This is a genomic window from Halomonas sp. M20 (assembly GCF_020622265.1).
Lineage (GTDB): Bacteria > Pseudomonadota > Gammaproteobacteria > Pseudomonadales > Halomonadaceae > Modicisalibacter.
This window is the reverse complement of record NZ_JACNMQ010000001.1, coordinates 505,020-525,347: the sequence shown is the minus strand read 5'-3', so window position 1 is coordinate 525,347 and position 20,328 is coordinate 505,020. Positions and strand designations below refer to the sequence as shown.

Here is a 20,328-nt window from a genome sequence, read left to right as displayed (position 1 = left end):
ACGCCGCAACCAAAAGCGCCCGACGGGCATATCGTCGGGCGCTGGCTCACTGCAAGCCGTAGTCAGAAGGGGTCAGGAAAACCGTACCGGTAGTGACGTGTCGATACCGGACGATGCATCCGTATCCGTATCGAAGTAGCTGATCGTCGCATCCTCCTCTCGGGGCGGACCGACAAACGCCTCGGCCACCTCGATATTCGGCACGACCCGAGAGAGATCTTCGTAGTGCTCGTGCTCGGTGGCGCCTTGCACCAGCTCCTCGGTGATATGAAGTTCGGCGCCGATCACAGTCATTGGAGCATTGGAGGCGAACGGTGCCACCGGTATCGGTGCGGGCCGCACGCTGCGGCGCCAGGTAAAGAACAGCACCAGGAACACGCCAAGGCTACCCAGCGACCAGAACAAGCCAGCGTCCCCGAACCAGCTCATGACGGGTGTGACCAAGGGCGGGCTGATGGTGGAGCCAAGCGCATTGATCAACAGCAGGCCCTGGCTCATGCGCACTAGGGCCCCGGCCGGCGCACGATCCGCGGCATGGCTGAGCGCCACTGGATAAAGCGCAAAGACACCGCCCCCAAGCAGGAACAGAAGGCCTGCTAGCATCCACTGCTTTTGCGGCAGCATGATCATGCCCAATGAAATCAGTGCGAAGAAGGCGCCAAGGAGAATTAGCACCAGCTGGCGGTCGTGGCGGTCCGACCAGCGCCCGATGGGGTACTGCAACAGCATGGCGCCCAATACCATTATCGCCATCATCTGGCCGATACGCGCGACCGACAACCCTAGGCCTTGCAGATACAAAGGCAATAGCGCATACACCGCTGCCACGGCGAGACCCGAACCAAACGTCGCGGTGACGCCTGTGGGCGTGATGATGATCAAGCGATGGGGTGGCAATGGCTCGGCCTGCTCGATCAACGGCGATACCCGTGGGAGCACCGCCATGGGGAGCACCGAAAGCGCGGCCAGCATGCCGATTACCATGAAAGGAGCGGTCACGCCCATGGCGTCCGTCACCCCCAGCAATAGCTGGCCGATCGCCCCCGCCGCGTAGAGCGCGATCATGTACAGCGCCAGCAGGCGCCCTCGTACTTTTTGTTCGCTGGAAGTCAATAGCCAGCTTTCGATGACAAGATAGACGCCGACCGTGGCCCAGCCGCCGATCAAACGCAGCACAAACCAAGCGTAAGGGTCGAACCAGAGCCCTTGCAACAATACCGTCACGGCAACCAGCGATGCGAAACTGCCATAGGCACGAATATGGCCAATACGCAGCAACAGGCGATCGTTGAACATCGCGCCAAAGGCCAAGCCGATGTAATAAGCCGAGGAAACCCATCCGATGATGACGGTAGACTCGCCCGCGGCGTCCAGGCGCAGTGTGATCAAGGTGGCAAGAAACCCATTGCCGATCGCCAGGATGAATAGTCCCAATAAAGGGGCTAACGCCATGGCCAGTAGCTGCCGTGACATGAATAAAGAGGCCTCTTGGAAAGAGCGTGCCTTGCCGCGCGATCTTATGCGCGCTTCAAGGCGCTGATGACGCGATAGCGCACTGAATACGGACTATCGCTTCTGCATGATCACTACATCGGCGGCGGGAAAGGAAACTTGCAGATCCAGGCGTTTACCCAGCCAACGCAAGCTCGTTTCGCTGAAGAAACTGATATGGGTCGGGTCCTGGATATAGTGCCAATCGGCGAAGGCTTTTCGGGAGATCACGCGCTTGGTCATCAGCCCCAACCAGCCACCGGGATGAAGCCGCTCGGAGAGCTCCATTAACACCTGACCCGGCGACGCCAGATGCTCGATCACCTCGGAGGCAGTGATGAAGTCGTAAGAGCGCTCAAGGACGTCTCGATCCGGGGCGTAGTAGAGATCGTAAAGCGCCATGGGGTGCCCCGACTCTTCGAACATCACCGACAGCGTCGGCCCTGGCCCGCAGCCAAAATCCAGCCCTTGGGCACCGGGGGGCAACCGGGCTTGTAACGGGATGAACAGCCGCGACAGAAAACGACGATAGCCCATATCATGGGGCGAGTTACGATGGCGGTCATACACCGCCTTCTCGGCCTCAGAGCCAAGCTGCTGGCAAGCAGCCACGAAGACCAACGCACAGCGCTGGCACTGCCAGTAGTCCCGGCGCCGATCCTGATGATAATGCAGGATGTCATCATGAATGCACAGAGGGCACGACAGTAGTTGGGTCAACGTCGTATCCTTATTCTGAATGCACGTGGAGCTTGCTATGTTAACTGGCCTGGATCACTTGGTCGTCACCGTCACCGATATTTCTCGCGCGGTGGATTTCTATACCCGCGTGCTGGGATTGGAGGCCCGTTACCAGGAGGCGGCGCGGGTCGATCTCATTCTGGGGGATATGGCGCTACGCCTGCACCAGACCGATACCGCCTCGAATCCCAAGGCGAGTACCCCTACTCCCGGCAGTATCGACTTGTGCGTGCGAAGCGTGCTACCTCTGGAAGAGGTGCAGACGCATCTCGAGACGCTAAAAATTCCCATCGAGGAAGGGCCGGTTCCACGGCGGGGCGTTCAGGGGCCTATCATTTCTTTGTATCTGCGCGATCCGGACGGTAATCTGATTGAAATCTGCCGTCCTGATCGTTGATGATTCCCATCGTCACCCGATCATTTTTTTCATACTGAACATAATGTTTCCTCTTTCGCTTTCATGACCAAGAAAAAGAAGCCTGCTCATAAGCTTCGTGCCCAGGCCATCATTTTGTTGTGGCGCCTACTGGCGAAGTGTTCCCCTCACGCGCTATGGCGCCTGGCGAGAGTGATCGGCCCTCAGATTCATCGCTTCAGCCAACGCGAACGCTATGTCACGAACGTCAATCTCAAGGACGTTTATCCTGAACTCGATCGCCCCGAACGACATGCCCGAAGCAGGGAAAGCCTTGTTCACTCGACCGCCACCATGCTTGAGCTGGGCTTTGCTTGGATGGCACCGCCGTCTCGTATCGAAGCCTCCATCCTAGAAGTGCATGGTCGCGAGCTTCTCGATGAGGCTCGGGGGCAAGGGTGCGGTGTGATCGTCCTGGCGCCTCACTTCGGTAATTGGGAAATACTCAACTTCTGGCTATCGAGCCATTTTCCCTTTACTGCCATGTACGAGCCCCCCAGGATCTGCGCTCTGGAGCCTACCATCCGTCATGGACGCGAGCGCATGGGAGCGGCCCTGGTGCCCACCAACTCCCGCGGGGTGGCGTCCCTGCTCAAGGCACTCAAGCGCAGTGAAGCAGTCGGCATCCTGCCAGATCAGGTTCCCAGTTGGGGCAGCGGCGTGTTCGCCGACTTCTATCACCGCCCGGCCTATACCGCTACGCTACTGCCCAAGCTGGTAGCCCGCACGCAATCGCGGGTGGTCACCGGTGTGGCCTTGCGTCTTTCGGGTCGCGGCTTCGCGATTCATTTTCTGCCAGCGGACGAGCGCGTCTATTCCGCGGATGAAACGGTATCGGCACGAGGCGTCAATGCCTGCGTCGAAGACGCCATTGCGCTAGCGCCAGTGCAGTATCAATGGGAATACAAACGCTACCGCAAGACACCGGAGCAGGAACAGAATCATCCTGAACACAAGAAGTTCCGCATTTACCAAAAACGATAGCGCTTACCCTGAAAGTCGTTGTCTACACTGATTGGATACGGATAAAAGTCAAGGAGTCCACGATATGGCCCTGGATTCACGTTTCAATCAGCGCCCTGCTTTCGCCGCTGCAAACCTCGCCCTTTTTGCACTAATCGCTTCGTCATCGCTGAATGCCCAACAAAATCATGATGGGCTTGTCCCGGTAGATGTCGCCAATACCAACCATCAACTCATGGCACCACCGGGCACCACCATCAGCAAGGTCGCCGACCTGGCAGTGCCACGCTTGATCAGCCTGGGTAGAGACGGTGAAATGTTCATCGGCAGCCAGGCGGGGCGGGTTTATCGACTATCGCCCCCCTATGAGCAGGGGGAGATACTGGTTCGATTCGACGACTACCCGCACAGCGTGTCCCAGCGCGGCGAGAAACTCTATGTGGCCACCACCGACGCGTTGCTGGCAGCGGATTACCGTCCGGGTGATAAACCCGGCGAGAATGACTTCGCGAGAGTCGTGCGAATCCCCGGTGGCGGGGGCCACAGCTCTCGCACCCTGGTAACGGGCCCGGACGAGCGGCTGTATGTGGCACTGGGTATTCAGGGCAACTGCTCGAATCAGTATATCGGCGACGATTATCGCTTCGAGAATCAGCGTGGCGGCATCATGGTGCTCGATGAAAGAGGCGATTCTCCACAGTGGCAGCCTTACGCCACCGGCTTGCGCAACCCGGTCGGGCTGGCCTTCGATCATCAGGGCACGCTTTACGCTACCAACAACGGGCCGGATCACTGGGGCTATGAGGAACCTCGTGAAGTACTGGTGCGTGCCGAACAGGGGAATTTCTTTGGCATGCCCTGGTTCCAGTGGATAGAGGGCGAGTATCGGCGTGACGATTGCATCAATGGCGAATCGCCACGTCCCGTCGAAGACATCAGTAACTTCGTAGCGACTTTTCCTGCCCGTAGCGCTCCCATGGATTTGAGTTTCGTCCCGCAAGGAAGCTCACTTGGATTGGATGCAGTGGTAGCCGTGCGCGGTAGCTGGGCCACGAAACCGGATGGCGGCGCCTCCGGCGATCCGGCAACACGGCGCGAGCCTTTGATTGCGGGCATTGCGCTCGACTCCTCGGGCAATGGGCAGATTCACGAACTGCTGACCGGCTTTCAAGACGAACAGGGCAATCGTTGGGCACGCCCCGTCGGTATTGCCTTTACCGATAGCAGTACGTTCTATTTCACTTCCGACAGCGGCGAAACCGGCCTTTATCGGGTTTCCTTCGCAAATGACAACCTGGCCATGGGTAATCTGCTCAGCAAACCGGACGATTGAAGATCGCATAAAAAGCGGCACTCGAACTACAGCTCGGACCATGGGAAGATAGCGGCCATACACTATCTTCGGAGATGGCGATGTCCACTTCCCCGGTCGCGACGAAGGATGAAATCAGCGTCCCTCAAATCATCTACGTGCTGTATCTGGCAGGATTGATTACCGCCAATGTCACCCTATTGATTGGCGTGATCATGGCCTACGTCTATCGAGGTGACGCTTCGCCCTGGCTGAAAGAACATTATCGTTATCAGATCCGTACTTTCTGGATCGGTACGCTCTACTCCATCATTGCCTTCATACTCAGTCTGATTCTAGTGGGAATATTGATTTGGCCACTGCTGTTGGTGTGGTTGATCGTGCGCTGCGTCATCGGCCTGCGCGACCTGCGCCGTCGCCAACCGCCGGCCAATCCGGGCAGTTGGCTGTGGTAACGATATCTACGTCAGGCCTTTTAAATTACGGCTGACTTGCTAGACTGAACGCACTTGCTTGACGGGGTGCCGGCGAATCCGGCTGAGAGGTGTAGCTTTTTTAAAAGCGTGAGCACCGACCCGTTGAACCTGATCCGGCTAATGTCTGCGAAAGCAGGCGGGTACCGGCGTAGGGATTCAAGCGGTGGATCTTGCCATATTCCCCCACTTCGATTTTCCCGCGCCTCCGGATCGTCATTTCGCCTGGAGGACACCATGAGCTACCGTTTCGACGACCTGAAAGCCGCCTGCCAGGACGAATGGCACGCCTACATTCAGCACGATTTCGTGCGCCAGCTCGGCGCCGGCACCCTGCCCCGGGACGCCTTTCGCCACTATCTGCAGCAGGACTATCTGTTCCTGATCCACTTCGCCCGCGCCTACGCCCTGGCGGTCTACAAGAGCCGCAACATGGCCGAGTTGCGCCATGGCTTCGAAGGCCTCAAAACCCTCATCGATGTCGAACTCGACCTGCACCGGGACTATTGCCGGGTGTGGGGCATCAGCGAAGACGATCTGGCACGCCTGCCCGAAGCCAAGGCCACTCTGGCCTATACCCGCTACGTCCTGGATACCGGCAATCGCGGCGATCTGCTCGACATGCACGTGGCGCTGGCCCCGTGCCTGGTGGGATACGGCGAGATCGCCAACTACCTCAACGCCCAGCGTGATACCCGGCGCGGCGAGGCAAACCCCTTCGATGCCTGGATCGCCATGTACGAAAGCGACGACTTCCAGGCCGCCACGGGCGCCGAGGTCGAATGGCTGGACGCCCGCCTCACCACTGTGACCAGCGATCGCTTCGACGAACTCGCCTCCATCTTCCGAGACGCCACCCGGCTGGAAATCGACTTCTGGCAGATGGGGCTGGACCAAGCCTTCTAACAACGCCTTCGTCACAACCGCTCCTGCTCCTGTTACACCCCACACCAATAGCCATAAAGAGGAACAATCCAATGCCCAAGACCGCCCACTTTCTCAACGAAACCGCCCAGGTCGACCAGGCCGCCGTCAAGCCGCTTCCCGGCTCGCGCAAGCTCTATGTCGAAGGCTCGCGCCCGGATATTCGCGTGCCCTTTCGCGAGATCAGCCTGTCGCCGACCCGCACCACCGGGGAGGACGAACAGAATCCGCCGCTGCTGGTCTACGATACTTCCGGCCCCTACACGGACCCGCAGGCGAATATAGACCTGCGCCGTGGCCTGATTGAACTGCGCCGAGACTGGATAGAGGAACGCGACGATACGGAATTCCTCGACGGCCCCTCCTCCGAATATGGCCAGCGCCGAGCCAACGACCCGATGCTCGCCCCGCTGCGCTTCGACTTGACCCGCACCCCACGTCGAGCCAAGCCGGACCACAACGTCACCCAGTTGCATTATGCCCGCCAGGGCATCATCACCCCGGAAATGGAATTTATCGCCATCCGCGAGAACCAGCGTCTTCAGGCCTTGGGTACAGAGGAAGTCGAACGCATCCTCGATCACCAGCATCCAGGGCAGAACTTCGGTGCCAACCTGCCCGAGGAGATCACCCCGGAGTTCGTGCGAGACGAGGTCGCGGCAGGCCGGGCGATCATTCCTTGCAACATCAACCACCCGGAAACCGAGCCGATGATCATCGGGCGCAACTTCCTGGTGAAGATCAACGGCAACCTGGGTAACTCCGCGGTGTCTTCCTCTATCGAGGAGGAAGTCGACAAGATGACCTGGGGCATCCGCTGGGGCTCGGACACCATCATGGATCTGTCCACCGGGCAGAACATTCACGAGACCCGGGAATGGATCATCCGCAACTCGCCGGTGCCCATCGGCACGGTTCCCATCTACCAAGCACTGGAGAAGGTCAAGGGCGTGGCCGAGGACCTGACCTGGGAAGTGTTCCGGGACACCTTGATCGAACAGGCCGAGCAGGGCGTGGACTACTTCACCATCCACGCTGGGGTGCTGCTGCGCTACGTGCCGCTGACGGCCAAGCGCACCACCGGCATCGTCTCCCGGGGTGGCTCGATCATGGCCAAGTGGTGCCTGTTCCATCACCAGGAAAGTTTCCTTTATACCCATTTCGAGGAAATCTGCGAGATCTGCAAACAGTATGACGTTGCTTTCTCGCTGGGCGACGGCCTGCGCCCGGGCTCCGTGGCGGACGCCAACGACGAGGCGCAAATGGCGGAACTCAAGACCCTGGGCGAGCTGACCCATATCGCCTGGAAGCACGATGTCCAGGTGATGATCGAGGGCCCCGGCCACGTGCCCATGCACCTGGTCAAGGAGAACATGGACAAGCAGCTCGAATACTGCGACGAGGCACCCTTTTATACCCTGGGGCCGCTGGTCACGGATATCGCACCAGGTTACGACCACATCACCTCCGGCATCGGCGCGGCGATGATCGGCTGGTACGGCTGCGCCATGCTCTGCTACGTGACTCCCAAGGAACACCTGGGCTTGCCCAACAAGGACGACGTCAAGACCGGCATCATCACCTACAAGATCGCCGCCCACGCGGCGGATCTCGCCAAGGGTCACCCCGCCGCCCAACGCCGCGACAACGCACTCAGCAAGGCGCGCTTCGAGTTCCGCTGGGAAGATCAGTTCAACCTGGGCCTGGACCCGGATACCGCCCGCGAATACCATGACGAGACCCTACCCAAGGACTCCGCCAAAATGGCGCACTTCTGCTCGATGTGCGGACCCAAGTTCTGTTCCATGAAGATCAGCCAGGAAGTACGCGACTATGCCAGGGAAAATGGCCTGGAAGGTGATCGGGAGGCGGTAATGAAAGGCATGGAGGAACAAGCTGCGAAGTTCCGTGAGGAAGGTGCCGCACTCTACAAGGAAGTCTGAGCCTTGCTTTTGCCGTGAAAGGCGTTAAGGCTGCTTGTCATCACCGGTCCCAGACCGGTGATGATTTCGCTATTATGCTGACGCCCGCTGGACCTCGCTGGCCCGATGGGTTAAAGTTACATAACTTTACTTTTAGACAGTGCTCGCGCTCCCCCCTTTCATCACCAGCAAGGTTCGACTAGATGCACCCACGGCGACGACAACTGAAAGGCTGGGCGCTACTCGGCGCGCTGGCATTCTCCGCTACCACCCTGGCCGAACAGGACACAGCGCAACACCGCTACCCCCTGCCCGAGCAGGGCGAAATCGTGGGCCAGACAACCACCGTCACGGCTTCGCAAGACGATACCTTGCTCGATCTTGGCCTGGGTAATAACGTCGGGTACAACGCGATCACCCAGGCAAACCCGGATACCAGTATCTGGCTACCGGGGGAAGGCACCGAGGTATTACTGCCTACCCGCTATATTCTGCCGCCCGGGCCCCGGGAAGGCATCGTGATCAATCTCGCCGAGCTGAGGCTCTACTACTACTCCGGTGAGCCCGCTAGCGTCGAAACCTACCCCATCGGTATCGGGCGCATGGACTGGAAAACGCCGCTGGGTACCACTCAGATTACCGCCAAGGTAGAGCAGCCAAGCTGGTACCCGCCACAAAGCGTTATCGCCGAACATGCCGAAAACGGGGACATACTGCCTCGGGTCGTACCGCCCGGCCCTGACAACCCGCTGGGCGACTATGCCATCATCCTGGGCATACCGGGCTATCTGATTCATGGCACCAACCGTCCGGATGGGGTCGGCATGCGCGTGTCCCACGGCTGCATTCGGATGCTGTCCGACGATATCGAGAATCTCATTTACCGGGTACCGAAAGGAACGACGGTTCGCCTGATCAATCAGCCGGTCAAATTTGGCTGGACTGCCGAGAATCTGCTTGAGATACAAGCGTATTCCGTACCCGAAGAGACACCGGAAGCCAAGGCGATACGCATCGGCAAGGCTACCGAGACTGCCATCGAGCAGGCTAACGCCCGGGGCTTTCTGATCGATAATGCCATTCTGAAAAAGGAGCTGGAAAACCCCAGCGGTATTGCCACCTCGCTGCTGCTATCCAGTCGCCCGTTCCCGCTGGAAACGACCTTCTACGATCGACTGCTTCTGCATTACGCGCTTTATAGCCAGCTTGCGGCGACGGTCGGCAACACCGACAAACTCGATGCGGAACCCCTTGCAGAAAGCGTCATGACTGCACCGGTAGAAGCACGCCCCGTTGAAACGCGCTAGGCTATGTCTGAAAAGTGCCTGCGCTCGCTCATACAGCGTTAAAAACCGACTCAAAGTACTCATTTACACCGCGTAAACTCCGTCTTTTCGTCGGTTTTTGCCTTGTCTGGCCATCGCTCGTCGACTTTTCAGATACAGCCTAGTCGTTACCGATGTTTACGCATATCCTAGAGTGTTGAAGTCATCGCTACCGCTAATGATATGGAGGTACAGAAATGCCCGGTTTACGGCCCGATGTCGATCCCAACGGCCTGCTCGAGTATTCGGTGGTCTACAGCGATCGCTCCCTCAACCACATGTCCAAGGCCTTTCAGGCTGTGGTCAACGACGTACTGGGCATGCTCAAGAATGTTTACAGCGCTCACAGCGCCATCATCATGCCCGGCAGCGGCACCTTCGGCATGGAGGCCGTGGCTCGGCAATTCGCTCAGGATCGCAAGGTACTGGTGATTCGCAACGGCTGGTTCAGCTACCGCTGGACACAGATCTTCGAAATGGGAAACATCCCGGCGCAATCCACCGTGATGAAGGCGCGTCGCATTGAGGAAGGCAAGCAGGCTCCTTTCACTCCGGCACCCATCGAGGAGGTCGTGGCCAGTATCGAGGAGCAGCGGCCGGATCTGGTATTCGCCCCTCATGTCGAGACGTCTGCAGGCATGATTTTACCCCAGGACTATCTCAAGCAGGTGGCGGATGCGGTTCACAAGGTAAATGGCCTGTTCGTGCTCGACTGCATCGCCTCCGGCACTGCTTGGGTCGACATGCAGTCAAGCGGGGTAGACGTCTTGATCAGCGCCCCGCAAAAGGGCTGGAGCGGCTCACCGGGTTGTGCCATGGTCATGCTCTCCGAGCGCGCCGAAGCACGACTTCAGGAGACCAACAGCAGCAGTTTTGCGGCAGATCTACGCAAGTGGCGCGACATCATGACAGCCTATGAAAATGGCGGCCATGCCTATCATGCCACCCTGCCCACGGACGGCCTGGCTCAGCTGCGAGACGTTATGAAAGAGACCCAGGATTACGGTTTCGACAAGGTATGCGACGAACAGTGGGAGCTGGGCAAAGGCGTGCGCACCATGCTAAGCAATCACGGCTTCAAGAGTGTTGCGGCCGAGGGGTTCCAGGCGCCCGGCGTGGTGGTGTGCTACACCGACGATGCAGGAATTGCGGGCAAGTTTGGCCAGCAAGGCGTTCAGGTCGCCGCCGGCGTGCCTTTGATGTGTGACGAGGGGGATGATTTCCAAACCTTCCGCATCGGATTGTTCGGTCTCGACAAGCTGCACAATGTCGAGCGTAGCGTCGAAAATCTAGAGCAGGCCTTGAACAACGTTATCGGTTAACTACCAGCATGCATCAAATAGTCGACGCGATGGCAAGATGGTAAAGAGCGCGCCCAGGCCTAGCCTGGGCGCGCTCTTTTTATTCTATTTGGCGCGCTCAAGGGTCAAGTCGACGATTACCTGTATCGGATAGCCAACGACATCATCGCTGGCCCACTCTCCTTGCCCTATGTCGAACTGCCGACGATCGAAACTCGCCCGCCCCTGCATGAAGGCGCGATCACCCTTGGTCCGCCATTCGAAGGGTAGAACGATCTCCCGCGCCAAGCCGCGCAGGTTCAAGGTACCTATCGCCTCGAAGGGCGCATCCTCCCCTTCTCGAATGATCGAAGTGACATAGGTGGCTTTCGGGAAGCGTTCGAAGAAGAACCACTCTTCATCCGGGAGCGTATCGTTTCGCTGGGAATTGCCAGCGTCGATACTGGTCACATCGATAGAGACATCGAATTGGCTTTCGTCGAGGGCTTCTTTCGAGAAACGCATTTCGGCATTGAAGTTGCCAAACTCACCCTTGAACTCATCGCCTTCCTGAATCGCGATAAAACCCAGCCGGCTTTTATCTTGAACGATGTTCCAGGGAGTTGCGGCCGCTTGTGCAGTAGCCAACACTGCCAGCATCCCTATACCGAACATCAGCATCACGCTCGAACGCATGGCATTCGCTCCCCATGGGCACACCGCCGGAATAGAAGTTATTTTCTTACTGGAGACGTTTTTGCTCACGAGAAGTTCGTGTAGAAACGAACCGAAGAGGTTCAAGTGCTCGCCAGCAACGCCACGGTCGATGAAACGCCAAACTCGATTACCATCATTGAGCTCAGGATCATGACCATTATGATGGAGAAAGCAAACTGCTTTCTTGCCCAGGCCGCATGATCGATCCAATGGTAGTTGGATACGGCCAAATAGAGCCAATAGAAGCTCGCTGCACCTGCGACGACCAGATAGCCAACGCCTGCATAGCCTGTCAGAGACAGCGCCAGCACCGCCGCAGTGAAGGCAGCAATGTACAGCACGATGGAGCGCTTGGCTGCGGGAATGCCTTTCTCGACCGGCAAGACCGGAATCGATGCTGCCTGGTAGTCGTCGAAGCGAAAGATCGCAATCGCATAGGAGTGCGGCATCTGCCAGAGGCTGAAGATCAACAGCAGAATGGCACCGCCGAGATCGAACTGATTGCTTGCGGCGCAATAGCCAATGACTGGAGGCATGGCCCCGGAAAGACTTCCGACAAGCGTTCCATGTATCGAGTTGCGCTTGAGCCAGAGCGTATAAAAACCGACGTAGACGACGAAACCCACAACCGCAAAAAACGCGGCCAACGGATTTGCCAACCAATACAACAGTATTATCCCGGCGATACCCAGAAACGTGGCATATGCCAGCGCCACCGGTACGGAGATGACGCCTTTCACCAGCGCCCGCTCTTGCGTGCGCCGCATCTTGACGTCGATATCCCGGTCAACGACGTTGTTGAATACGCAGCCGGAGGCAATCACCAAGGCCACGCCCAACAACGCGGCCAAGAAAGGCACCATTTCCAGTCTTCCATGTGCCGCCAGGAAGAAGCCGCCGGTCACCGAGACAAGATTCCCTAAAATGATGCCTGGCTTGGTGATGGCGAGGAAGTCCTTGAGCATCGCAGGGTGCGACGCTAGCTGATCATTACGTTCAGATGTAGATGATGCATGATCCATAATGAACCCCCCACCACGAGAACCAGTATCGTCACCGCAAACACGAGGGACATGAAATTCCATCCTTCGTCCGACTTGGTGTTCAAGTGCATGAACATGACCAATTGCACGAGAACCTGCAGTACGGCCGCGATGACAATAGTCAGTACCGTTGTCGTGATACTCAAGGCGCCGGTCATGACGGCGGCGAAGGGAATCACGGTCAACACGATGGATAGAATCAGACCGATGACATAGGACTTAACGCTACCATGACTCGCGCTGCCTGGCACGGTATCCGGGTTGCTGTTGCTCATACTAGGACTCCCATCAGGTAGACGAAGGAGAAGACGCATATCCAAACGACATCAAGGAAGTGCCAGAACAAGCTCAAGCACATGATTCGTGGGCGAGTAGCATCGGTCAGGCCCTTGGTAGATAGCTGAATCAGCATTACCAGAATCCAGATCAGGCCGAATGTCACGTGTAGGCCGTGGGTGCCGACCAGGGTGAAGAATGCAGTCAGAAAAGCACTGCGATCCGGTCCGAACCCTTCATGAATCAAATGCTGGAATTCGTAAATCTCCATGCCTATGAATGCTGCACCCAGCACAAAGGTGATGCCTAGCCATAGCTTGACCTGCGCCACCTTGTTCTTGTTCATCTCCAGTACGGCGATGCCATAGGTGAAACTCGAAAAGAGTAGCAGAAAGGTCTCGACCAGAACGAACGGTAGTTCAAAAATATCCGCAGCGGACGGGCCGCCTGCCGTGCCCTCCATGAGCACGGCATAGGTGGCGAAGAGTGACCCGAAGATGATCAGGTCGCTCATCAGATAAACCCAGAAACCGAAGACCTTCATTCCTGCGGCGTCGTGGTGCTCATGCTCTCCAGTATGAGCGTCGTTAAAAGTCTCTGTGTGCATTGACATATTACGCTCGCAACTCCTTCAGCTCTTGTTTGTGCGCATTTTCAATACGCTCGACTTCCGCAGCAGGGACGTAATAGTCGATGTCGTCATTGAAGACACGCAGCATGAAGGTCACGAACAGGCCTATTGCACTGACCCCTACCAACCACCAGATATGCCATACCAAGGCAAAACCAAGCGCAATACTAATAGCCCCCATGACTGGCCCCGCCACGGTATTCTTGGGCATATGAATATCTTCATAGGGCGGCTCGCTCAGTTGAGCATTAGGGCCATTTTTCTGCTTGTCCTCCCAGAAGCTATCGACGCCGCCAATCGCAGGAAGATGCGCAAAGTTGTAAAACGGTGCAGGCGATGAAGTAGCCCACTCCGGCGTGCGCCCATCCCAGGGATCGCCGGTTATATCCGCATTCTTCTTGCGATCGCGAATACTGACCACGATCTGAATGATGGTGCAGGCGATACCCACCAGAATGACCAAGGCACCTATAGCAGCCAGAATGAACCAGGGTTGCCACTCGGTCTCTGCATAGGACTGCATACGCCGCGCCGCGCCAAAGAAGCTCAGTACATAAAGCGGCATGAAAGCCAGATAGAAGCCCGTGAACCAGCACCAGAACGAACGCTTGCCCCACTTCTCGTCAAGGGTGAAACCGAAGGCCTTGGGGAACCAATAGGTCATACCGGCCATCATGCCGAAGACCACGCCGCCGATGATCACGTTATGGAAGTGAGCAATGACGAACAGGCTGTTATGCAGGACGAAGTTAGCCGCAGGTACGGCTAGCATTACCCCAGTCATGCCACCCAGAGTAAAAGTAATGATGAAACCCAGTGTCCATAGAACCGGTGAGGTGAACTGCAATCGTCCACGGAACATGGTGAACAGCCAGTTGAATATCTTCACACCGGTGGGTATTGCGATAAGCATTGTCATGATGCCAAAGAAGGCATTGACGTTGGCCCCTGAACCCATTGTGAAGAAGTGGTGCAACCAGACGATGAAAGAGAGCACCGTAATGGCGACGGTCGCCCATACCAAGGTGGCGTAACCGAACAGACGCTTTCTGGAGAAAGTCGCGATGACCTCGGAAAAAACACCGAACGCCGGCAGGATCAGGATATACACTTCCGGATGACCCCAGGCCCAGATGAGGTTGACGTACATCATCATGTTGCCGCCAAAGTCATTGGTGAAGAAGTGCATACCCAGATAGCGATCCAGCGTCAGCATGGCGATCGTTGCCGTCAGAATCGGGAACGAGGCAATGATCAGCACGTTGGCGCAAAGCGAGGTCCAGGTGAAGATCGGCATGCGAAACAGAGTCATGCCCTTGGTACGCATCTTCAGAATGGTGACGAAGAAATTGATGCCCGTCAGCGTCGTGCCTATCCCAGATATCTGTAACGCCCATATCCAGTAATCCACCCCGACCCCGGGACTGTATTGCAACTCCGAGAGCGGCGCGTAGGAAAGCCAGCCGGTCTTGGCAAACTCCCCAACGAACAACGATACGTTGACCAGCACGACGCCTGCCGCGAACAGCCAGAAGCTCAAGTTGTTAAGAAATGGAAACGCAACGTCCCGTGCGCCGATCTGCAGCGGCACTACCAGGTTCATCAAGCCGATGACCATGGGCATGGCCACGAAGAAGATCATGATCACGCCATGAGCGGTGAATATCTGATCGTAATGATGCGGCGGTAGATAGCCTTCGGCGCCGCCGGCAGCAATGGCTTGCTGAGTCCGCATCATGATGGCATCCGAAAAGCCGCGTATCAGCATGACCAGGGCCACGATGAAATACATGATACCGAGTTTCTTGTGATCGACGGAGGTGATCCACTCCGTCCACAGGTACATCCACTTCTTGTAGTAGGTCAGCAGTCCAAACAGAAGAATCCCACCGAGCGCGATGACGACCACCACGGACATGATGATGGGCTCGTGATATGGAATCGACTCTAAGCTTAGTTTTCCGAACATAGTCTTACTCCGCTGCCTCTGCGCTCATTGGCGTACCCTGGTGGTCGCCGCCTTGCTCCCTGTGTTTTCCCTGCTGCGATCCGCCGCTACCTCCGTGGAAACTTTCCAGTATTTGCGTGTAAAGCTCGGGGGATGCCTCGGAAAAATACTCTACTGGATGATTCCTGGTAGGCTCCGCGAGCACGTAGTACTCCTCCGGGAAGTTCAGCGACTTGGACGACTCCCTGACTTTATTGACCCAGTCGTCAAACCCCTCTTCAGTGGTTGAAATGGCATCGAAGATCATGCCCGAGAAGCCGGCACCACTGTAATGAACGGAGCGCCCGGAATAGGTGCCGGTATTATCAGCCTCCAGATAAACGTCGTTGTCCATGCCCGCCATGGCATAGATCTGGCTACCCAAGGCTGGGATGAAGAACGAATTCATTACCGAGCCGGAACTCACCCTGAAGTGCACTGGCACGCCTGCGGGAAAAGCCACCTCGTTGACGGTGGCAATACCCTGCTCCGGGTAAATGAAAAGCCATTTCCAGTCCAGCGACACCGCTTGAATCTCCATGGGCTCGATATCGCTTTCTAGCCGCTTATGAGGATCCAGACTGTGTGAGGTTTGCCAAGTGAGCCAGGCCAGGAATGCAATGATGACGAATGGTATGAACCAGACGACGGTTTCGATGGCGTTGGAATGTGCCCAGTCAGGTGTATAGGTTGCTTCCCCGTTTTCGCGATACCGCCAGGCGAAGAGTATCGTCATCACGATGACAGGGATAACGACGATCATCATCAGACCAAAAGCCGTCAGGATCAGCGTTAGCTGTTGTTCCCCTACCCGCCCTTGAGGATCTATCAATGCTGCATCGCAACCACCGAGCAGCAACAGTAACGATAATCCTATGAAAAGACTGAAATGCTTCTTTTTCATTACATGACCTCTTGAAGCCCGAAAGGCGGCATACGCGGAACAGGGTGTTCGTTAGCACGCTAAATTCAAGCAGATGACTATCGTCCTGTGGCTTACCAATAGGCACTTGCTTGCGAATGGATCGAGACTGATATTTTTAGCACTTGACAAGGCGAAGAACACGCCGAAAGACGAGCTGAACGCCAGCAGCATCCTATGGAGCCATGAGTACCTGCTGGAGGGCAGCTATTTTCATGCCTTTTCAGGGAAGTTGAGAAGTGGCGTTTTGCCGCAGTCCGTCGCAGCCTATTACAAATTGTCGCAGTGTCACCATCGACGATGAAGTGTCAGGGTATGTTGTTTTAAATACCACTAACCAACCGTTTCACTGTGTGACAAAACGCAAAGCATCAACAGCCCAGATGACATTATTTCTTTTCCTGAAGCGCTTGTTGCCCTAAGGTAATGAAACAATCCCAAGCCGTCTGACGACAAGGAAATTCAAACATGGAATTCAGTAAGCAAGGAACGAAGGACTCTCGGCAACCCATGTCACAAAGCAAGCAGTTCTTCCTCTTTGCCAAGAATTTTCTCAAGCATCCGAAAATGCTTGGCTCGATCATTCCAAGCTCTCCTTTTCTGGTTCGGCGCATGCTTTCTCATGTCGATTGGCAGAATGCTCGAGTACTGGTCGAATACGGTCCCGGCGTAGGCACTTTTACTCGTGAGATACTCCGTCAGATGCACCCGGAGGCTACATTGCTGGTGCTTGAAACCAATGAGGATTTCGTCGAGTTTCTCAAGCAGACCTGTCCGGATCCGCGACTCGAGATAATGCACGAATCGGCGGAGAACATCGAACAGGTGCTGACTGAACGTGGGCTCGGCCAGGCGGATTACATAATTGCCGGTATACCGTTGAGCACTCTGCCAGGCCCGGTCAAGGACAGCATCTTGAGCTCGACTCAGCAGGTAATAGCCCCGAGCGGCGCCTTTCTGCTCTATCAATTCTCGCCGAGCGTACTCCCCCACCTGAACAAGACCTTTCCCAAGGTGCAGCGCGATTTCATACCGCTGAATTTTCTTCCAGCACATTTTTATCGATGCAGTTCATAAAGATCATCAACTCTTTGAGCATGATTTCTCTACTTTCATAACCTATCGAGGGGCCATGATGGCCCCTCGATAGTATTGGCAAGCGCCTACTTCAGCAACATCAGGGCTTGTTTGTATTATGGCTACTATGCTCGGGATCAAGAGCATCCTTCACGTCGCCCTTAGTCTGCTTTGCATCGCCTTTTGCAGTCTGTGTCTTGCCTTTGGCTTCGGTATCTTTATCGTTCGTCGCCTTGCCAATAGCTTCTTTGACCTTGCCAGCCGCCTTATCTACCAGACCTTCGGATTTGTCCGTCTTGGAATCTTTCATTGCTTATCTCCCGCATGGATGCTTGATTGATCCCTGTAGAGGATCAGATGATCGAGAGCGGAGTATCTTGGCGATTTCCGTTCGCTCGCTTACAGCCTAGCAGCAATTGAGCAAACAGAAAAACGAACCATGACCGATACTGCAAAATATACCAGTCCGACCGGTGAGGTCGTTGCTCTTTGGGCCACCCTACCAGAAATTGACGCCGATCATGCCGCGTCGCCTCCTTGCCCAGGCGCGTGCCCCACAATGGGTTGTACCTCTGGCGCCCAGGATTCGCTCTTGCTGGGCGGAGGCGCATTCTGCACCACTACATTCAGGCGTGGCATGGCCAGGTCCTGACCGTCCTGATCCATGCGCTGCTTGAGACGCAAATTGAAGGCACGCGTCACGTCCCACTGGTACTCCGGTTTGGTACGCATGCGAATACGCAGTATCGCTGCCCCTTCTTCGAAGCGCTGAATGCCCTGAAACTCCAGCGGTGACCAGATCAGGTGACGCAGCACCGGGTCCTTGCGCAGATCGTCCGCTACCTCCTTCATCAAGGCGGTAGCATCGTCGATCTTCATGGTATGCGGGATACTCAAGTACATTAGCGCAATACCGAATTGTCGCGACATGTTATGGATCGACTTGATTTCACTGAAAGGAATGATATGTACCACGCCATCAAGATCTCTGAGACGAACGGTACGCATGGTCAAGCCTTCCACGGCCCCCATGAAGTCACCAAGCTGGACGAAGTCGTCCACCGCCAGGGAGTCCTCGATGAGAATGAACAGCCCCGTGATCAAGTCATGTACCAGGGTCTGAGCACCGAAGCCGATGGCCAGACCAATAACCCCGGCACCCGCCAACAGCGGCGTGACGTTCACACCCAAATTGGCAAGCCCGACAATGGAGGCGATTATCACGATGGTGACCAGTACCACATTGCGCAACAGGGGTGTAATGGTTTGGGCGCGGGCATTGTAGACACGGCGACCACGAGTCCGTGCCGAGGTATTCAGCGCCCGCTGGATCCCCGTATCGGCGATAATCCATATCAACCAGGCCAGCATGACCGTCAATCCGATGCCCAGTAACGCGCGGCCGATGCGTGCGCTGATTGGGCTGTCGGCGCCGATCCCCAACAGCGAGACATTCCACACCCGGAGCGCTAGTTCGGCGAAGGCCACCCAGATGACCAGATGACCCAGTGCGTAACCGAAGCGTTCGAGACGGCGACGATATTGCGACATGCGTCGGCGCTTGACGGCCTTTTCACTCTGACGGCGCAGCATGCTGGCAAGCACCAGCGCCAGCACCAGAAGGGACGCATCGATGATCGCCCGCACAAAGACACCTTCAGCCTCTCCACCGGTGACAAAAATAGCCAATAGAGAAGCCCCTATCAGCAGTAACACCGGCACGTGCCATAGCCGTGCAAGAACGTTCACCAAGTCCCGCAATGCATTATGATTACGGCGCTGGGCGTAGGGTCGATTGCGAATCAGATGCTTTATCGGGCGCTGGATACGCAATATGAGCTTGATGCCCACTATGCCTGCCAGCACTTTAGCAAATACCGAAAGCCAGCCGGCTAGATCACCCCCCAGCAGTGCCTCCAGCCGATCGCCGTTGAGCGCATCGCCCAAGGCTGCTAGAGCACCGATAACGAAAAGCCGTTTGAGCGCCTGCTGACGAAGAAGCGCTACCGCGACTCGGCGATGTCCGCGGGTAAAGACGGAAATAACCACCTCGAAAGCAGCGGCAAGTAACCGCCCGCATAGGGTGATATAAGCAAAAACCAATACGATGGCACTGAAAGGGGCAGGCGCATTCAGCCAGCGTAGGCTACTCAGCATGACCGCGAAGGAGAGCGCCCAGGGCAACACCTTGCGCAGAAAGTGGGTTACCAGCAAACTTGCTGGAGGTTCTGGCGGCAGCACTCGAGGCCAACCGTTGCGTCGCAGAAAAAACCGCCCGATCCCTGTCAGTAGTACCAACAGACCTAGCCAGATTCCCATCAGTACCGATGTTTCAATGATACCGCGCAGCAATTCTTCATGACTCGTGGAGGCAAACAGCGATTCGACGCGCTGACCGGCCCGCCTTGAGCGCTGTGCCCAAATATCCAAGGGTGCCTTGCCCTGCTGAACCTGTTCACCGGCGACGTTGAAGGAGTCCGCGAGTGCTCCAAGCAAGCCCTGACGTTCACCCTCCTGCTGCTGCGCTACACTCTCGTTCGCTTCTCGCAATTTCTTGAGCTTGACCAGAAGCTCATCGCGCTGCGCATCGCTTTCTAGAGTCGCAATGACATCATCCAGGGAGCCGCGCAGCTCTTCGGGACTCTCCTCAGGCTGTTTTACATCCAGACCGGCGCTTCCAATACCGGGAATCGCCAGGCCCTGAGCCTGGGATGGGCTGTAGAATGACGTTACCAACATCAGCAGCAAGACAGCGATGAACAAGGTGAACCAATTGCGAGAAAACGGCATGCCAACTCCTGCGGCATTAAATGAACCCACTGAAAACTT

19 protein-coding genes and 1 riboswitch are annotated in these 20,328 nt (G+C 56.5%); of the genes, 9 read left to right on the top strand and 10 right to left on the bottom strand.

Going from position 1 to position 20,328, the window contains the following annotated elements:
• Positions 1–72 precede the first annotated feature (72 nt).
• On the bottom strand, positions 73–1,473 hold the full coding sequence (locus H7850_RS02535) for an MFS transporter (protein ID WP_227367817.1): 1,401 nt from the start codon (positions 1,471–1,473) through the stop codon (positions 73–75).
• 93 nt (positions 1,474–1,566) lie between these two features.
• The gene (locus H7850_RS02530) at positions 1,567–2,211 is read right to left on the bottom strand and encodes a class I SAM-dependent methyltransferase (protein WP_227367816.1); all 645 of its coding nucleotides are present in this window, start codon (positions 2,209–2,211) and stop codon (positions 1,567–1,569) included.
• Positions 2,212–2,248: 37 nt separating this feature from the next.
• On the opposite strand from H7850_RS02530, the gene H7850_RS02525 reads away from it, so the two are divergent.
• From H7850_RS02525 to H7850_RS02490, 8 genes are all read left to right on the top strand, one after another.
• On the top strand, positions 2,249–2,629 hold the full coding sequence (locus H7850_RS02525; protein WP_227367815.1) for a VOC family protein: 381 nt from the start codon (positions 2,249–2,251) through the stop codon (positions 2,627–2,629).
• Positions 2,630–2,692: 63 nt separating this feature from the next.
• Positions 2,693–3,631 (top strand): lysophospholipid acyltransferase family protein, encoded by a 939-nt coding sequence (locus H7850_RS02520; RefSeq protein WP_227367814.1) that lies wholly within the window; start codon positions 2,693–2,695, stop codon positions 3,629–3,631.
• A 64-nt stretch (positions 3,632–3,695) separates the two neighbouring features.
• A complete protein-coding gene (locus H7850_RS02515) occupies positions 3,696–4,943 on the top strand; it encodes a PQQ-dependent sugar dehydrogenase (RefSeq protein ID WP_227367813.1) in 1,248 nt (415 codons plus the stop codon).
• 74 nt (positions 4,944–5,017) lie between these two features.
• Entirely contained in the window at positions 5,018–5,377 is a 360-nt protein-coding gene (locus H7850_RS02510; RefSeq protein ID WP_413614136.1) for a DUF4870 family protein, read from the top strand.
• A 52-nt stretch (positions 5,378–5,429) separates the two neighbouring features.
• A riboswitch (TPP riboswitch) is annotated at positions 5,430–5,571 on the top strand.
• Positions 5,572–5,632: 61 nt separating this feature from the next.
• A complete protein-coding gene (gene tenA, locus H7850_RS02505) occupies positions 5,633–6,301 on the top strand; it encodes a thiaminase II (RefSeq protein ID WP_227367811.1) in 669 nt (222 codons plus the stop codon).
• A gap of 71 nt (positions 6,302–6,372) precedes the next feature.
• On the top strand, positions 6,373–8,262 hold the full coding sequence (thiC, locus tag H7850_RS02500) for a phosphomethylpyrimidine synthase ThiC (RefSeq protein WP_227367810.1): 1,890 nt from the start codon (positions 6,373–6,375) through the stop codon (positions 8,260–8,262).
• Positions 8,263–8,444: 182 nt separating this feature from the next.
• A complete protein-coding gene (locus tag H7850_RS02495) occupies positions 8,445–9,548 on the top strand; it encodes a L,D-transpeptidase family protein (protein ID WP_227367809.1) in 1,104 nt (367 codons plus the stop codon).
• A gap of 215 nt (positions 9,549–9,763) precedes the next feature.
• Positions 9,764–10,888 (top strand): aminotransferase class V-fold PLP-dependent enzyme, encoded by a 1,125-nt coding sequence (locus H7850_RS02490; protein ID WP_227367808.1) that lies wholly within the window; start codon positions 9,764–9,766, stop codon positions 10,886–10,888.
• An 84-nt stretch (positions 10,889–10,972) separates the two neighbouring features.
• Here the strand turns inward: H7850_RS02490 and H7850_RS02485 are convergent, their stop codons facing one another.
• From H7850_RS02485 to cyoA, 6 genes are all read right to left on the bottom strand, one after another.
• Positions 10,973–11,542 carry a YceI family protein gene (locus tag H7850_RS02485; protein ID WP_227367807.1) on the bottom strand — a complete coding sequence of 190 codons (570 nt, stop codon included), beginning with the start codon at positions 11,540–11,542 and terminating at the stop codon, positions 10,973–10,975.
• Positions 11,543–11,643: 101 nt separating this feature from the next.
• Complete coding sequence (gene cyoE / locus H7850_RS02480) at positions 11,644–12,528, bottom strand: heme o synthase (protein WP_227367806.1); 885 nt, start codon at positions 12,526–12,528, stop codon at positions 11,644–11,646.
• 14 nt (positions 12,529–12,542) lie between these two features.
• Positions 12,543–12,881, bottom strand: a complete 339-nt coding sequence (cyoD, locus tag H7850_RS02475) for a cytochrome o ubiquinol oxidase subunit IV (protein ID WP_227367805.1) — start codon at positions 12,879–12,881, stop codon at positions 12,543–12,545.
• Complete coding sequence (locus H7850_RS02470; protein ID WP_227368527.1) at positions 12,878–13,489, bottom strand: cytochrome o ubiquinol oxidase subunit III; 612 nt, start codon at positions 13,487–13,489, stop codon at positions 12,878–12,880. Before H7850_RS02470 ends, cyoD begins: the two co-directional genes overlap by 4 nt.
• Before the next feature lie 7 nt (positions 13,490–13,496).
• Entirely contained in the window at positions 13,497–15,482 is a 1,986-nt protein-coding gene (gene cyoB / locus H7850_RS02465) for a cytochrome o ubiquinol oxidase subunit I (RefSeq protein WP_227367804.1), read from the bottom strand.
• A gap of 4 nt (positions 15,483–15,486) precedes the next feature.
• Positions 15,487–16,404, bottom strand: a complete 918-nt coding sequence (cyoA, locus tag H7850_RS02460; protein ID WP_227367803.1) for a ubiquinol oxidase subunit II — start codon at positions 16,402–16,404, stop codon at positions 15,487–15,489.
• 486 nt (positions 16,405–16,890) lie between these two features.
• On the opposite strand from cyoA, the gene H7850_RS02455 reads away from it, so the two are divergent.
• Positions 16,891–17,499 (top strand): class I SAM-dependent methyltransferase, encoded by a 609-nt coding sequence (locus H7850_RS02455; protein ID WP_227367802.1) that lies wholly within the window; start codon positions 16,891–16,893, stop codon positions 17,497–17,499.
• 100 nt (positions 17,500–17,599) lie between these two features.
• Here the strand turns inward: H7850_RS02455 and H7850_RS02450 are convergent, their stop codons facing one another.
• Together H7850_RS02450 and H7850_RS02445 are read right to left on the bottom strand one after the other, a co-directional pair.
• On the bottom strand, positions 17,600–17,809 hold the full coding sequence (locus H7850_RS02450) for a CsbD family protein (RefSeq protein WP_227367801.1): 210 nt from the start codon (positions 17,807–17,809) through the stop codon (positions 17,600–17,602).
• A gap of 209 nt (positions 17,810–18,018) precedes the next feature.
• Complete coding sequence (locus tag H7850_RS02445) at positions 18,019–20,289, bottom strand: mechanosensitive ion channel family protein (protein ID WP_227367800.1); 2,271 nt, start codon at positions 20,287–20,289, stop codon at positions 18,019–18,021.
• Between the last annotated feature and the right edge of the window lie 39 nt (positions 20,290–20,328).